This is a genomic window from Pseudomonas sp. YuFO20, assembly GCF_035064975.1.
GTDB lineage: Bacteria > Pseudomonadota > Gammaproteobacteria > Pseudomonadales > Pseudomonadaceae > Aquipseudomonas > Aquipseudomonas putida_AE.
On record NZ_JAXDEO010000027.1, the window covers coordinates 59,439 to 73,217 of the forward strand.

General features: G+C 61.8%; 14 protein-coding genes. 8 read left to right on the forward strand and 6 right to left on the reverse strand.

Features of this window, described 5'->3' with window-relative positions; all coding sequences use genetic code 11:
• Positions 1-106 precede the first annotated feature (106 nt).
• Entirely contained in the window at positions 107-1,423 is a 1,317-nt protein-coding gene (locus SOP85_RS16705; RefSeq protein ID WP_323627543.1) for a Na+/H+ antiporter family protein, read from the forward strand.
• Positions 1,424-1,599: 176 nt separating this feature from the next.
• Here SOP85_RS16705 and SOP85_RS16710 read toward each other — a convergent pair whose 3' ends face one another.
• Positions 1,600-2,532, reverse strand: a complete 933-nt coding sequence (locus SOP85_RS16710; RefSeq protein WP_323627544.1) for a LysR family transcriptional regulator — start codon at positions 2,530-2,532, stop codon at positions 1,600-1,602.
• A gap of 112 nt (positions 2,533-2,644) precedes the next feature.
• Here SOP85_RS16710 and SOP85_RS16715 point away from each other — a divergent pair, with 112 nt between their 5' ends.
• The 3 genes from SOP85_RS16715 (at position 2,645) to SOP85_RS16725 (ending at position 3,850) form a co-directional block, all read left to right on the forward strand.
• On the forward strand, positions 2,645-3,139 hold the full coding sequence (locus SOP85_RS16715; protein ID WP_323608363.1) for a DMT family transporter: 495 nt from the start codon (positions 2,645-2,647) through the stop codon (positions 3,137-3,139).
• Positions 3,139-3,597: a DMT family transporter gene (locus SOP85_RS16720; protein ID WP_323627545.1), complete on the forward strand. Its 459-nt coding sequence runs from the start codon at positions 3,139-3,141 to the stop codon at positions 3,595-3,597. The genes SOP85_RS16715 and SOP85_RS16720 overlap by 1 nt, the downstream gene beginning before the upstream one ends.
• Positions 3,598-3,688: 91 nt before the next feature.
• Positions 3,689-3,850 carry a metallothionein gene (locus SOP85_RS16725; RefSeq protein ID WP_274077046.1) on the forward strand — a complete coding sequence of 54 codons (162 nt, stop codon included), beginning with the start codon at positions 3,689-3,691 and terminating at the stop codon, positions 3,848-3,850.
• Between the two features lie 25 nt (positions 3,851-3,875).
• Here SOP85_RS16725 and SOP85_RS16730 read toward each other — a convergent pair whose 3' ends face one another.
• Entirely contained in the window at positions 3,876-4,148 is a 273-nt protein-coding gene (locus SOP85_RS16730; RefSeq protein WP_274077045.1) for a hypothetical protein, read from the reverse strand.
• 32 nt (positions 4,149-4,180) lie between these two features.
• A complete protein-coding gene (locus SOP85_RS16735; protein WP_020799440.1) occupies positions 4,181-4,408 on the reverse strand; it encodes a DUF6555 family protein in 228 nt (75 codons plus the stop codon).
• 166 nt (positions 4,409-4,574) lie between these two features.
• Here SOP85_RS16735 and selD point away from each other — a divergent pair, with 166 nt between their 5' ends.
• Entirely contained in the window at positions 4,575-5,609 is a 1,035-nt protein-coding gene (selD, locus tag SOP85_RS16740) for a selenide, water dikinase SelD (RefSeq protein ID WP_323627546.1), read from the forward strand.
• A complete protein-coding gene (gene mnmH / locus SOP85_RS16745; protein WP_323627548.1) occupies positions 5,609-6,712 on the forward strand; it encodes a tRNA 2-selenouridine(34) synthase MnmH in 1,104 nt (367 codons plus the stop codon). The genes selD and mnmH overlap by 1 nt, the downstream gene beginning before the upstream one ends.
• A 134-nt stretch (positions 6,713-6,846) precedes the next feature.
• On the opposite strand, the gene SOP85_RS16750 is transcribed toward mnmH, so the two are convergent.
• Positions 6,847-7,521: a histidine phosphatase family protein gene (locus SOP85_RS16750; protein ID WP_274077042.1), complete on the reverse strand. Its 675-nt coding sequence runs from the start codon at positions 7,519-7,521 to the stop codon at positions 6,847-6,849.
• A gap of 367 nt (positions 7,522-7,888) precedes the next feature.
• Between SOP85_RS16750 and SOP85_RS16755 the strand changes: the two genes are divergently transcribed.
• Positions 7,889-8,599: a glutathione binding-like protein gene (locus tag SOP85_RS16755; RefSeq protein WP_323608359.1), complete on the forward strand. Its 711-nt coding sequence runs from the start codon at positions 7,889-7,891 to the stop codon at positions 8,597-8,599.
• 128 nt (positions 8,600-8,727) lie between these two features.
• Positions 8,728-9,702 (forward strand): porphobilinogen synthase, encoded by a 975-nt coding sequence (gene hemB, locus SOP85_RS16760; protein WP_274077040.1) that lies wholly within the window; start codon positions 8,728-8,730, stop codon positions 9,700-9,702.
• 10 nt (positions 9,703-9,712) lie between these two features.
• Here the strand turns inward: hemB and SOP85_RS16765 are convergent, their stop codons facing one another.
• Together SOP85_RS16765 and SOP85_RS16770 are read right to left on the reverse strand one after the other, a co-directional pair.
• A complete protein-coding gene (locus tag SOP85_RS16765) occupies positions 9,713-11,248 on the reverse strand; it encodes an FAD-dependent oxidoreductase (RefSeq protein ID WP_323627549.1) in 1,536 nt (511 codons plus the stop codon).
• Positions 11,249-11,446: 198 nt separating this feature from the next.
• On the reverse strand, positions 11,447-13,648 hold the full coding sequence (locus SOP85_RS16770) for a TonB-dependent receptor (protein WP_323627550.1): 2,202 nt from the start codon (positions 13,646-13,648) through the stop codon (positions 11,447-11,449).
• Positions 13,649-13,779: the final 131 nt, after the last annotated feature.

Here is a 13,779-nt window from a genome sequence, read left to right on the forward strand (position 1 = left end):
GCTTCCTTCAAAGTGCGCGCCCTCTAATAAAACCTATTCCTTTATCCGCTGGCGGCTCTCGCAGACTGCCGGCCGGACTCTTTTCGCTTGCCCAGAGGTAACGACAATGAATGCAGTAATTGCCGCGGTCGGCATCATGCTGATACTCAGCCTGTCCCGCGTGCATGTGGTCATCGCGCTGATCGTAGGGGCACTGGTGGGGGGGCTGACCGGTGGCCTTGGCATCGACGCGACCCTCAAGGCGTTCAACAGCGGCTTGGGCGGAGGGGCGACGGTGGCGTTGTCCTATGCGTTGCTCGGCGCGTTTGCGGTGGCGATTGCCAAGTCCGGCCTGGCCCATGCCCTGGCTGACAAGGCCCTGGCAATGGTCGACCGCCAACATGCCAATGGCGGTGGCCAGGTCAAATGGCTGCTGATCGGCCTGTTGTGGGTCGTGGCCATCGCGTCCCAGAACATCCTGCCGATCCATATCGCGTTCATTCCATTGCTGGTGCCGCCGCTTCTGTATGTGCTGACCAAGCTGCAGCTCGATCGCCGGTTGATCGCCTGCGTCATGACCTTCGGCCTGATCACCCCGTACATGTTCCTGCCGGTGGGCTTCGGCAACATTTTCCTGAATGAGATCCTGCTGGCCAACGTCGCCCGCAGCGGCGTCGATATCAGCGGCATCAACGTGACTCACGCCATGGGTATCCCGGCACTGGGCATGGTGGTAGGCCTGCTGATCGCGTTTGTCAGTTACCGCAAGAAGCGCGTCTACGACCTGGCAAAGATCGAACAGGTCGAGCAGGTTGCGGTGCAGTACAACCCGCTGAGCCTGATGGTTGCCGGCGTGGCCATTGCCGCGGCGTTCATCATCCAGCTGCTGCTGGATTCGATGATCATCGGCGCGTTGGTGGGTTTCCTGATTTTTTCGGCGTCGGGCATCGTCAAGTGGCGTGACACCGATGAGCTGTTCACCGAAGGCATGAAGATGATGGCGATGATCGGCTTCATCATGATCGCCGCGTCCGGCTTTGGCGAAGTGATCAAGGCCACCGGAGAAGTACAGACGCTGGTCGAAACCTCGGCCTCGTGGATCGGCCACAGCAAGGCCGTCGGCGCCTTGCTGATGTTGCTGGTCGGGCTGTTGGTGACCATGGGCATCGGTTCGTCGTTTTCCACGGTGCCGATCCTGGCGGTGATTTTCGTGCCCTTGTGCGTGCAGCTGGGCTTCAGCCCGATCGCCATCGTCTGTATCGTCGGCACCGCGGGTGCATTGGGCGACGCCGGTTCGCCGGCTTCGGATTCGACTCTTGGGCCGACTTCAGGCCTGAACATCGACGGCCAGCATCACCACATCTGGGACACCGTGGTCCCGACTTTCCTGCACTACAACCTGCCGTTGCTGGTGTTCGGCTGGATTGCGGCGATGGTGCTCTGATTTCTCGCACCGCAGCGAAGGCGGCATAACGGCCGCCACAAACCCTGTAGGAGCTGGCTTGTCGGGCCGCCGCATCGCAGCGAAGGCGGCATAACGGCCACCGCAAACCCTGTAGGAGCTGGCTTGCCAGCGATGGCGGCATAACGGCCACCCTCGCATCGCCAGCAAGCCGGCTCCTACAGGTCCCAATAGGGCACTTCGCCAAAGCATTCGACAAAAAAGTCGATCACCGTCCTGACCTTCACCGACAGGCGTCGGCTGCCGGGCCAGAGCACGGCGATCTGCTGCGGCTCGAGGCTGTTGGACACCTGATACTCCCCCAGCACCGGCACCAGCGTGCCGTTGCGCACGGCCTCGCCGATCAACCACGACGGAAACATCACCAGCCCCAGGCCCTGCTCGGCGGCCTGGGTCAGGGTATCGGCGTGGTTGCCGGTGATCGGCCCTTTCACCGTATAGGGTGTCCAGGGCAATTGGCCTTTGCGGAAAAACCAGCGCTGCAGGCCTGACACGCCTTTGTAGGCCAGGCATTGATGAACAGCGAGATCGTCTGGATGTTGTGGCGTGCCGTGGCGTTGCAGGTACGCCGGGCTCGCCGCGACCTGAAAGCGATGAGGCGCGAGGATCCGCCCCTGCATGCTGGAGTCATGCATTGGGCCAATGCGAAACAGCAGGTCGGCGCCTTCCTGTAACGCAGAGACGTAGCTGTCGGTCTGCTGAATGTCCAGTTGCAGTTTGGGATAGCGCGCACACAACTGCCCCAGCCACGGCGTCAAATGCCGCTGGCCGAACACCACCGGCGCGTTGATCCGTACCAGTCCGCTGGGCTCGCTTTGCTGTTCCTGCAGCGCCTGTTCAGCTTCTTCCAGTTGCACCAGCACCAATCGCGCGTGTTCACCCAGCAATCGCCCGGCCTCGGTGGGCGTGACGGCGCGTGTGTGGCGATAAAGCAATTGCTGGCCCAGGGCCTGTTCCATCAATTGGATCTGGCGGGAAATCGAAGAGGGCGCCAGGCCCTCGCGGCGGGCGACTTCGGAAAAGCTGCCCTGATCGAGCACCGCGACAAACAGCCGAAGTGCCTTGAATCCCAGTTCGTTGAGGCCGTGCATGGTCAGTCCTGCTGTGCGAATTGCGCAAAAGTGTTATCAGGATGCTCCCATTTATCGCACAGCACTGCCAATCGATAATGCGCGCCATGTTTCAATGAACGGAGTTTTATCGATGCAGTCTTCTTCTCTCGACAACGTCGGTGCTGCAGTGGCACCGAGCACCCGGCCAGGGTTGCGGCTATTGCTGCTGCCCCTGGTGATCCTGGCGGGCATGGGCCTGTCCGTGGAGGCCGGTTTGCTCGGGCCGTTGGGCGTTCAGGTCGGTCACCTGTGGGCGACCTTGAGCATCTTTGGCGTCGGCTCGGCGATTCTGTTTTTCCTGTTGCTGCTCAGCGGCCCGCGACAGGGCCCGGCGCTGAGCGAACTGCCGCGCTGGCAGCTGATCGGCGGTTTTCTCGGGCCGATCTATGTCGTTGTACTGACACTGGCAACACCGCACATCGGTATCGCGATGACCATGATCGCCATCCTGTCCGGGCAGGTCGGCAAAAGTGTGCTGATCGACCATTTCGGCTGGTTCGGCACCACTCGCAAGAAGGTCAACGCTGAACGCTGGCTGGCCTTGCTGCTGATTGTCGCGGCACTTGTCCTGATTGCACGGGGTTGATGATGAGTCTGATTATTTTGTTGGCAGTGGTCGTGGCGGCCGGGGCGATCCTGAGTGTGCAGGCGGCGATCAACGGGCGTCTGGGGGAAACGGTCGGGGTGTTGCGCAGCAGCTTGCTGACCTTCGTGGTGGGCGCGGTGCTGACCGGGTTGCTGATCGTGTTTTTTGAACCGGCCCACGCCGTGAGCCTGCTGGACGTGCCGAAGTGGCAGCTCAGCGGGGCGCTGTTTGGCGTGGTCTACATGATGGTCATGGTCGGTGCGGTGCCGCGGGTGGGTACGGCGGTGGCGACGGTGGCGGTGATCGTCGGGCAACTGGGGATGGGGATGCTGATCGATAATTTTGGCTGGCTGGGCAACCCGGCGATCGAGTTATCGGGGAGCCGGGTGTTGGCGATGGTGCTGTTGGGGCTGGCCCTGGTGTTCATGTACCGCAGCAGCAGTCGGGTTGCGGGTTGAACGGTCAGGTGTCCGCTTGATCAACTCCTACACTGGTACAACGGGTTGCTGATGCGGCCCGCCGACGACCACTGCCCAAGGAGTCAGCGCCATGACCGATGAAAAAAGTGTCTGTGACTGTCCGAAATGCAACTGCAAGCTCGGTGAACATCCGATCGTGCGCCACGGCAAGCATTACTGCTGTGAAGCCTGTTCCAAGCACCACGAGCACGGCGAAGAGTGCGCCCATAAAGGCTGCAAGTGCGCCCACTGACACTTGCAGCGCGGGAACGTGGGGCCTAGTCAGGCTCCACTTCCAGTTTCAGGCTGTCGTCGTCAAGCCGTTCGCTGTGGCGCACGGTGCCGGCCAGGCGTCGTCCATCGACTCGCACCACCACCGTCTTGGCCTGCTCCAGGTCTTCCGGCAATGGCGCTGGAACGCGGATCGCAAAGCGCATTGGATCATCTTCGACCTGTTCCAGGCCGACCCGGCATTCGGTGCTCTTGGTGATGCGGCCGAACAACGTATCCAGACCGTAGTCCAGATGTGCAGGGCTGCTGACGAGTGTCATTTACTGATCCCCCAATCCTGAGCGCTGCCGGGTTAACCGGCCGGGCGCCACTTGACGTTTTCCACGCCGAATTTTTCCGCCATCGGTTTGCTGGTCTTCTGCACTTTTTCGCGGCCGAAGCGAGGGATACGTCCGACCCCCGCGTCGCAGCTTGCCCAATGCCATGCCTCCGCGTTGTCCATTTTGTCCAGACGGATGATGAACGACTTGGGGACGCCATGAAGAGTGTATTCAATGACGAACAGTTTTGCGTTGTTCATAGAGCCTTTCTTCCTCCCTGTGTACATAGAGGGATCGTTGGGCGATGGGAAAATTCATTCGGATTGGCGGACGGTGAATTCATGACCGCTTCGCGAGCCGGCTCACTGCCACAGAGGCAGCGGCCGCTCTGCTAGAATCGGCCCCATTGACCCCATGAGGTGCCCTATGAGCGAACCGATTCGCCTGACCCAATACAGCCATGGCGCTGGTTGCGGCTGCAAGATTTCTCCCCAGGTGCTGGAAGTGATTCTAGCCGGCAGCGGTGCGCAGAATCTTGATCCGAAACTCTGGGTCGGCAATGCCTCGCGCGACGATGCGGCGGTGTATGCCATCGATGCAGAGCGCGGCGTGGTATCGACCACCGACTTCTTCATGCCGATCGTCGACGATCCGTTCGATTTCGGCCGTATTGCCGCCACCAATGCCATCAGCGACATCTACGCCATGGGCGGCGATCCCTTGATGGCGATCGCGATCCTCGGCTGGCCGGTCAACGTGCTGGCGCCGGAGATTGCCCGGGAAGTGATTCGCGGCGGGCGCGCGGTGTGCGATGAGGCCGGGATTCCCCTGGCCGGCGGGCATTCGATCGACGCACCGGAGCCGATCTTCGGCCTGGCCGTCACCGGGCTCGTGGAAAAGCGCCACATGAAGCGCAACGACACGGCCACGGCCGGCTGCCTGTTGTACCTGACCAAGCCCTTGGGCATCGGCGTGCTGACCACGGCTGAGAAGAAAGGCAAATTGCGCAACGCCGATATCGGCCTGGCCCGGGACTGGATGTGCACCCTGAACAAACCCGGCAGCCGTTTCGGCAAGCTCGAAGGTGTGACGGCGATGACCGATGTCACCGGTTTCGGCCTGCTCGGGCACCTGGTGGAAATGGCCGACGGCAGCGGCCTCACAGCGCGCATCGGGTATGACCGGGTACCGCGCTTGCCGGGCGTCGAGTATTACCTCGACCAGGGCTGCGTGCCGGGCGGCACACTGCGCAATTACGACAGCTACGCCAGCAAGGTCGGGCGCCTCCAGGAACTGCACAAGCGAGTGCTGTGCGACCCGCAAACCAGCGGTGGCCTGCTGATCGCCGTGACGCCTGAAGGCAACGCCGAGTTTCTAGCGGTCGCTGCCGAACTGGGGCTGGACCTGGCGCCGATCGGCGAACTGGTGGAGCGACAGAGCCACGCGGTCGAGGTGTCCTGATGCCTGTCGACTGCACCGATTACCGCGACATTTTTCTCAGCGATCGACCGATGATGGATGCCCGTGCGCCGGTCGAGTTTCTCAAGGGCGCGTTCCCCGGCGTGGTCAACCTGCCGCTGATGAACGATCTGGAACGGCAACGGATCGGCACCTGCTACAAGCAACAAGGCCAGCAGGCGGCGATCGAGCTGGGCCATCAATTAGTGTCCGGCGCCATCAAGGCCGAGCGCATCCAGGCCTGGGCGGATTTTGCCCGGGCCCATCCTGATGGTCTGTTGTATTGCTTTCGTGGCGGGCTGCGGTCGCAGATCGTCCAGCAATGGCTCAAGGACGAGGCGGGCATCGACTATCCGCGGGTGGGCGGCGGCTACAAGGCCCTGCGTACCTTCCTGCTGGAAACCATGGACCAGGCCGTCTCTCAGTGCGATTTCGTGTTACTGGGCGGCATGACCGGCACCGGTAAAACCGACGTGCTCACGCAACTGGACAACGGCCTGGACCTCGAGGGGCATGCCAACCATCGCGGTTCCAGTTTCGGCAAACGCGTCACCGGCCAGCCGTCCAACATCGACTTTGAAAACTGCCTGGCCGTGGACGTGTTGAAAAAACGCGCCCGCGGCATCGAACAGTTCGTGCTCGAAGACGAGAGCCGCGCAGTCGGCAGTTGCGCGCTGCCACTGCCGTTGTACCAGGGCATGCAGCAGTTTCCGATGGTCTGGCTAGAAGACAGCCTGCACGGGCGAGTCGAGCGGATCCTGCGCGATTACGTGGTGGATTTGTGTGCCGAGTTCATCGGTGCCCATGGCGAGGAAGGTTTTGCGCTGTTTTCCGAGCGTTTGCTGGCGAGCCTGAACAATGTGCGCAAACGCCTGGGCGGTGAACGGCACCAGCGGATGCTGATCCTGATGGAAGACGCGCTGGCCGAACAGGCGCGCAGTGGTGCGGTGGATTTGCACCGGGCGTGGATCGAAGGGTTGCTGGTGGAGTATTACGACCCGATGTATGTCTTTCAGCGGGAGAAGAAAGGGGCGCGGATCGAGTTTGCGGGGGAGCGAGATGAGGTGTTGGCGTATTTGCGCGAGCGGGGTGGTCGGCGCGGGTGAGGGTGGTTTTGCCGGCCCCTTCGCGAGCAAGCCCGCTCCCACACACAAAATTTGTGTTCACTGAAGATCTACTGTGGGAGCGGGCTTGCTCGCGAAGGGGGCCGTCAAGGCACTACAAGACTTAAAGCACCAATTCAAGTCGGGCAAGTCTGCTGCCCGTTGTCCAACCCCTGCTTGTAGCTGTGGCTCTGCAGACTGGCCTTGCCGTTGTGCCAGGTCAGGGTCAGCACATACAGCGAGTCGTAGTCATTGGACTCCCAGTCCTCGGTGATCTTCTGTTTCTGGCCAACGGCTTCACCGGCGACCTTGTTGATCAATTCCGGCAGATAGCCGTGGGACCAGGCGGTGTAGATGACCGAGTTGTGGTACTTGTCGTGCAGCAGTTCATCGGCCAAGTCGCTGGTGTCGTTGGCCGAGAAGTTGATGTTCACCGGCAAACCGAGCTTGATCGCGCTGGGGCTGATGGTCATCAAGGGGCGGATGTAGCTGTAGGAGTTGTCCAGTTCGCCTTCCTCGACGTTGCGCGTCGGGTTGGCGGCAAACACGTAGTCGGCCTTGCCGAATTTTTCCGGCAGCAGGGTGGCCAGGTCGATGGCGCGGTTCAAACCCTGGCAATTGAGCTGGCCCAGGCCGCCCTCAGGCTTTTCCGCATGGCGCAGGAACACCAGGGTCTGGGTGCCATCCGCCGGCTGGGCGCGACTTTCACGGGCCTCCAGCGCCAAAAACAACGCGCTGGTCACCAGCAAGGCGGGCAGGATCAAATAAGCGCGACGTTTGAAGTGTTGGGTGAATTTCAACGGATTGATCATGGAGTAAACGGTTCTTCAGCGCATTGAGTTAAGGCTGACAAACCTTTGCACCGCGACTTTCCTGCGTCGGGTGTTTTCCATGTCGTGAAGCCGGTCCGTATCAAAGGGACGCATCTCAGAGTCCTCTGAGGCCCGTTTGGTTCGATTCCGGCCGAGAGCGCAGCACTTTACCGGTAACCTTGCACGGGTTGGAGCAAAGGTTATCGACAGGATGTTGCGGAATTATGGACACCTTACACTAGCCGGCACGCCAGCGCGCCGTGATCTCGCTTGATCTCCACCATCATTGATATTCATGGCGCCAGACGCCGCAGCCCGGGTTATCTCCATTATGATCGGCATTCTCAATTTTCCCGTGGATGCCCACATGACCGATTTGTCTGCGTTCCCCATCACCCGAAAATGGCCGGCCCAGTACCCGGAGTGGATTCAGCTGTACTCCTTGCCGACCCCCAATGGCGTCAAGGTATCGATCATGCTTGAAGAGATCGGCCTGCCCTATGAGCCCCATCGCGTGGGCTTCGAGAGCAACGACCAGATGTCCCCCGAGTTCCTGTCGCTGAACCCCAACAACAAGATCCCGGCCATTCTCGATCCCCACGGTCCGGACGACCAGCCGTTGCCGCTGTTCGAGTCCGGGGCGATCCTGATCTACCTCGCCGACAAGAGCGGGCAGTTGCTGGCCCAGGAATCGGCAGCACGTTACGAGACCATCCAGTGGCTGATGTTTCAGATGGGTGGCATTGGCCCGATGTTCGGCCAGCTCGGTTTCTTCAATAAATTTGCCGGCAAGGACTTCGAAGACAAGCGTCCACGCGACCGCTATGTGGAAGAAAGCCGACGCCTGCTCAGCGTCCTCGACAAGCGACTTGAAGGGCGCGACTGGATCATGGGCGAGCGTTACACCATCGCCGACATCGCGACCTTCCCGTGGGTGCGCAACCTGATCGGCTTCTATGAAGCGGGCGATCTGGTGGGTATCCAGAACTTCCCCAACGTCACCCGGGTGTTGGAGAAATTCCTCGCGCGGCCGGCGGTGAAGCGCGGGCTGGAAATTCCGAAACCAATCGCAAATTAAACCCTTACCCCCTGTAGGAGCGAGCTTGCTCGCGAAAAACGCCAGGGCAACGCGATCCTTCAGACTGCGCGCGTTATCATTGACGACCATCGCGAGCGAGCTCGCTCCTACAGTTTTCAGGAATACCCATGTCCAGTCAGTTCCCCGAAGCACGTCCCCGCCGTCTGCGCCGCAATGCGAGCCTGCGCAGTCTGTTCCAGGAAACCGAATTCAGCCTGAACGATCTGGTGCTGCCGATTTTCGTTGAAGAAGAAATCGACGACTTCGTGCCGATCAAGAGCATGCCCGGGGTGATGCGCATTCCCGAGTCGAAGCTGGCTGGCGAGATCGAGCGTTATGCCCGGGCCGGGATCAAGTCGGTGATGACCTTTGGTGTGTCCCACCACTTGGACAGCGACGGCAGCGACACCTGGCACGACAACGGCCTGGTGTCGCGCATGTCGCGCATCGCCAAGGACGCGGTGCCGGAAATGATCGTCATGTCCGACACCTGTTTCTGTGAGTACACCGACCACGGGCATTGCGGCGTGATGCACAATCACGAGGTCGATAACGACCAGACCCTGCTCAACCTCGGTAAACAGGCGGTGGCCGCCGCCCGTGCCGGCGCTGACGTGATTGCCCCGTCCGCGGCCATGGACGGGCAGGTCCAGGCCATCCGCCGGGCACTGGATGCCGCCGGGTTCACCCAGACGCCGATCATGGCCTATTCGACCAAATTCGCCTCGGCGCTTTATGGTCCGTTCCGCGAAGCCGGGGGCAGTGCGCTCAAGGGCGACCGCAAAAGCTACCAGATGAACCCGATGAATCGCCGTGAGGCGGTACGTGAGTCGCTGCTGGACGAGCAGGAAGGCGCCGACGCGCTGATGGTCAAGCCGGCCGGTGCGTACCTGGACATCATCCGCGACATTCGCGAAGCCTCGCGCCTGCCCTTGTCGGCGTATCAGGTGAGCGGCGAGTACGCGATGATCAAGTTCGCCGCACAGGCCGGGGCCATCGACGAGGATCGTGTGGTGCGCGAAAGCCTCGGCGCGATCAAGCGCGCAGGGGCCGACCTGATTTTCACCTACTTTGCGATGGACCTGGCACTGGCCGGAATCTGAAAAAAACCGGTCAGGGCGCGCCAAAATACGGGCGGATGCCGTGATCGCGGAAATACCGTTCGATGACCTTGGGGTCCGAGCAGGTTTCGGCGATCGCCACATAGGTGTCCGGGCGTAACAGGTAAAAGCCGTTACGCCCAAGGCCCGCCGCTTCGAATGCCGGGCGCCAGTAGAATACATGCAGCGGCAGATGGTGCTCGTGGCACCAGGCGATCATCTCGTCGCTAGTGTCGCCATACACGTGCACCTGCCAGGTCGGGCATTTGAGCGGCCCAAAATTGTCCCCTTCACCGTCATGGGCCCACGGCAGGCGATCGCCGCCATGCACGTGCCCGGCGACCCCCGTGCTCAAGGGCATGCCGCGATAGTTCAGGGTGATCTGCGACACCGTGCGAAACAGGAACTCGCGGGTGGTTTCGAACGAGGCCATTTTCGGAATCAGGAAGGGCGCCAGCCGCGTGCGCAGCAGATCGGCGATAGAACCTTCGGCGGTGACGAAGGTGAACACCCGGTCGGTGGTGGCCACCAGTTTGCGGGCGAAGGCGATGCGTTCGATTTCGTAGGAGTCGAGCAGTTTCGCCTCGGCACCGCCGCTCAGGACCGCCGCGAGCTTCCAGGCCAGATTGATGGCATCGCCAATCCCGGTGTTCATGCCCTGGCCCCCGGCGGGGCTGTGTACATGAGCAGCATCGCCCAACAGGAAGGCGCGGGCGCTGCGAAAGTGGTCGGCCACCCGATGATGCACGCGGTAGGTCGAGAACCAGTTCAGTTGTTCGACCTTGACCTGCATATGTTCGATGGCGCGACTGCTCACGTCTTCGAATTGCAGGGTGTGCGCCTGTTCGGCGCGTTCGTCGCGCACGGTGCCGATCAAGCGCGCTCGACCGCTGCCGGCCAGCGGGAATACTGCAAGGAAATCCGCTTCATCCAGGTCCACATGCAATTCGCCATTGAAGGCCGGGCCGCTGGCCTGGACATCGGCGACGTAGAACAGCTGCTGGTAGGTACCGCCGGGAAAACCGGTGTCGAGGGTCTTGCGCACGATCGAACGGGCGCCGTCGCAACCGGCCAGGTAGCAGGCCTGACAGGTTTCCTGCTGACCGTCGGGCAGGCGCAGCGTGGCGCTGATGCCGTCATCGGTTTGCTCGAAACCTTCGAGTTCGGTGTTGCGTTCCACCGTGATGCCGAAGGATTGCAGGCGCTCGATCAATAGCCGTTCGTGTTCGTCCTGGGGGAAGATTTCGAGGAAGGCGTAGGGCGTCAGGCCCTCGCCGACGCGGCTCAACGGCAGGCGCGCCACGGGCTGGCCTTTGACCCAGAAATTGGCGGCGGCTACCCGATGACCTTTGTGCACGATGGCGTCGGCCAGGTCCAGCTGGCGATACAGCTCCAGCGTGCGCGCCTGCACCGCCAGCGCCCGCGAGGTGGTGCCCGGTGCAGAGGTCTTGTCGACGATCCGCACGCGCACCCCCAGTTTGCTCAGCCATAGCGCCAGGACCAGCCCGGTCGGGCCGGCGCCGATGATCAACACATCGCTACGCTGCATGAGCCAGTCCTCCTGGGCGTGTGCAGCAAGTATGGTCCAGCCTTGCGCAGCGGCCAGGCTGACCGCTGAATGGAAAAAATACCTGTGGGAAATACCTGTGGGAGCGAGCTTGCTCGCGATGATCTCAGGTGCGCCGCGCTGCCCGGAAAGCGCGCGTTATCGTTCACGACCATCGCGAGCAAGCTCGCTCCCACATAATCAGAAGTCGATAGTCCCCGACAGCTTGGCCACCCGTGGTTCGCCCTGGGTCAGGAAGCCGCCCTGGGCCGATTCCCAGTACTTCTTGTTGGCCACGTTTTCCACGCCAAAGCGCAAGGTCACGTCCTTTTCCTGCACCTTGAAGGCGTAGCGGGCTCCGGCATCGAAGCGGTTCCAGGTCGGCAGGCTGAGGTTGTTCGCCGCGTCGGCGTATTGACCGCCGGTACGCAGCATCCGACCGTTCAACGCGACGCCTTGCAGGCCGGGGACGTCCCAATCGACGCTGGCGTTGAACTGGAAGGTCGGCACGCCGATGGCCCGGTTACCGTCGTTGAGGCCACCCTGGGTTTTCTTCAGTTCGGTGTCCATCAAGGTCACCCCGCTGAGCAGGCGCAGGCCGTCGAGGGGTTCGCCGAAGACGTTGAGTTCCAAGCCTTTGTTGATCTGCTCGCCCTTTTGCACGAAACGCGCGGTGCCGGCGTCGATGACTTCGGTGTAGCCGTCGGCCGGTTGTTCGATGCGATAGACGCCGAAGGTGGCGCCGTAGGTGCCCATGTCGACCTTCACACCGGCTTCGAGCTGTTTGGAGCGGGCCGGGGCAAAGACTTCACCGCCGTTGACCACCACCCGCGAGCCGGCAGTGTTGGGGGCTGTCGGGCCTTCGGCCAGGCCTTCGATACGGTTGGCGTAGAACGACACGTGTTCCCACGGCTTGAACACGATGCCGTACACCGGGGTGGTGATCGATTCGTCGTAGTTGGAGGTGCGGGTTCCCGTGCCATAGGCATAACCCTGGACCACCAGTTGCTGGCGACGCACACCGACGGTCACCAGCAGGCGATCATCGAAAAAGCCCAGGGTGTCGGACACCGCGCCGCTGCGCACGAAGGTTTTGCCGGTGATGCCCGGATCGTGCAGGTCGCCGCCGGAGAAACCGCCCTGGGGCGCCGGCACGTCGACCGGGTGGTAGATGTTGTTGGGATAGCGGGTCAGGTCGAAATCAAAGGCGTTGCGCTGCTGGGTCCAGATCCCGGCCAGGCCGAAATTGAGCCGGTGACTGACCGGGCCGGTGGCGAACTTGCCGTTGAGGCCGCCCATGGCGCTGCTGTTGTCCTCGTCATGGGGAATGAACGAGCCGGTGGTCACGGAACTGCCATCGTTGCCGACCAGGGTCGTGCCGTCGTACTTGCCGACTTCGCGGGTGTGCTTGGCGCCAGCGGCGGCGTAGGCGGTCCAGCTTTCATTGAGGTCGTACTCGGCGCGCAGCATGCCGAAGGTATCTTCGATCTGGCTGAAGCCCCACTTCTGCGCATAATTGGTGTCGGCCGATGGCGCATCCGGGATGTGCGTGGTATTGCCGAGGTTGACCGAGCTGCGGCCGCCGTTGATGCGCTCCTTGGAATAGATGAAGTCGCCGGACAGGCGCAGGGCATCGCCGCGGTAGTCGAGGCCTATGGCGAACAGCTTGGAGCGCTGGTTTTCATCGTCGATGGCGGTATCGCCTTCACGCTGGGACAGGTTGATCCGTGCGCCGAAGCGGTTGTCCTCGCCGAAGCGCTGGCCGACGTCCAGGTGTTCGCCGATACGCCCTTCATCGCTGATGTCGGTGGTGAAGCGCCGCAAAGGCACGTCAGCGGCGCGCTTGGGTTGCAGGTTGACGCCGCCGCCGATGCCCGAGCCGGACGGAGTCACGCCATTGATGAAGGCGTTCGGGCCCTTGAACACTTCTACGCGCTCCAGGGCATCGGTGGAAATGATCTGCCGCGGCAAAATGCCGTACAGGCCGTTGAAGGAGATGTCGTCGCCGTTCAGTGGCAGCCCGCGGATCATGAAGGTCTGGGCCTGGTTGGAAAACCCGGAGGCCTGGCGCACCGACGAGTCGTTAAGCAGCACATCGCCCACGGTTTCGGCTTGCTGGTCGCGGATCAGTTCTTCGGTGTAGGCGGTGACGCTGAAGGGCACGTCCATGATGTCCTGGTTGCCCAGCACCCCCAGTTGCCCACCGCGCGCGACCTGGCCGCCAGCGTATACCGGGGGCAGGTCGGACGAAGAGGGCGCCTGGGCATTGACGTTAACGTTGTCCAGCACCAGCGCTGAAGAGTTGGTTGGCGCGGGTGTCGCGGCGTGGGCCGTGACCGACAATGAGCAAAACAAGGCCAGTAGCGTAGGACGGTAGGGTATGCCGGTTCGGGCTGGAGTCATGATGGAATGGGTTCCTGGGCGGCGCCGCCGCTGATAAAAAAGTTATGACGGCGCGGAACTCCTTGCGCAAATGCGACTCCTGGCGCGAATGATAGGAGTTCTCAGTCATATCCTGCAATCAATTTGTATGA

Excerpts from the sequence above, each read along its gene's own strand:
- SOP85_RS16705 (WP_323627543.1), top strand. The coding sequence starts at position 107 with ATGAATGCAGTAATTGCCGCGGTCGGCATCATGCTGATACTCAGCCTG.
- SOP85_RS16710 (WP_323627544.1), bottom strand. The coding sequence starts at position 2,532 with ATGCACGGCCTCAACGAACTGGGATTCAAGGCACTTCGGCTGTTTGTC.
- SOP85_RS16715 (WP_323608363.1), top strand. The coding sequence starts at position 2,645 with ATGCAGTCTTCTTCTCTCGACAACGTCGGTGCTGCAGTGGCACCGAGC.
- SOP85_RS16720 (WP_323627545.1), top strand. The coding sequence starts at position 3,139 with ATGATGAGTCTGATTATTTTGTTGGCAGTGGTCGTGGCGGCCGGGGCG.
- SOP85_RS16725 (WP_274077046.1), top strand. The coding sequence starts at position 3,689 with ATGACCGATGAAAAAAGTGTCTGTGACTGTCCGAAATGCAACTGCAAG.
- SOP85_RS16730 (WP_274077045.1), bottom strand. The coding sequence starts at position 4,148 with ATGACACTCGTCAGCAGCCCTGCACATCTGGACTACGGTCTGGATACG.
- SOP85_RS16735 (WP_020799440.1), bottom strand. The coding sequence starts at position 4,408 with ATGAACAACGCAAAACTGTTCGTCATTGAATACACTCTTCATGGCGTC.
- selD (WP_323627546.1), top strand. The coding sequence starts at position 4,575 with ATGAGCGAACCGATTCGCCTGACCCAATACAGCCATGGCGCTGGTTGC.
- mnmH (WP_323627548.1), top strand. The coding sequence starts at position 5,609 with ATGCCTGTCGACTGCACCGATTACCGCGACATTTTTCTCAGCGATCGA.
- SOP85_RS16750 (WP_274077042.1), bottom strand. The coding sequence starts at position 7,521 with ATGATCAATCCGTTGAAATTCACCCAACACTTCAAACGTCGCGCTTAT.
- SOP85_RS16755 (WP_323608359.1), top strand. The coding sequence starts at position 7,889 with ATGACCGATTTGTCTGCGTTCCCCATCACCCGAAAATGGCCGGCCCAG.
- hemB (WP_274077040.1), top strand. The coding sequence starts at position 8,728 with ATGTCCAGTCAGTTCCCCGAAGCACGTCCCCGCCGTCTGCGCCGCAAT.
- SOP85_RS16765 (WP_323627549.1), bottom strand. The coding sequence starts at position 11,248 with ATGCAGCGTAGCGATGTGTTGATCATCGGCGCCGGCCCGACCGGGCTG.
- SOP85_RS16770 (WP_323627550.1), bottom strand. The coding sequence starts at position 13,648 with ATGACTCCAGCCCGAACCGGCATACCCTACCGTCCTACGCTACTGGCC.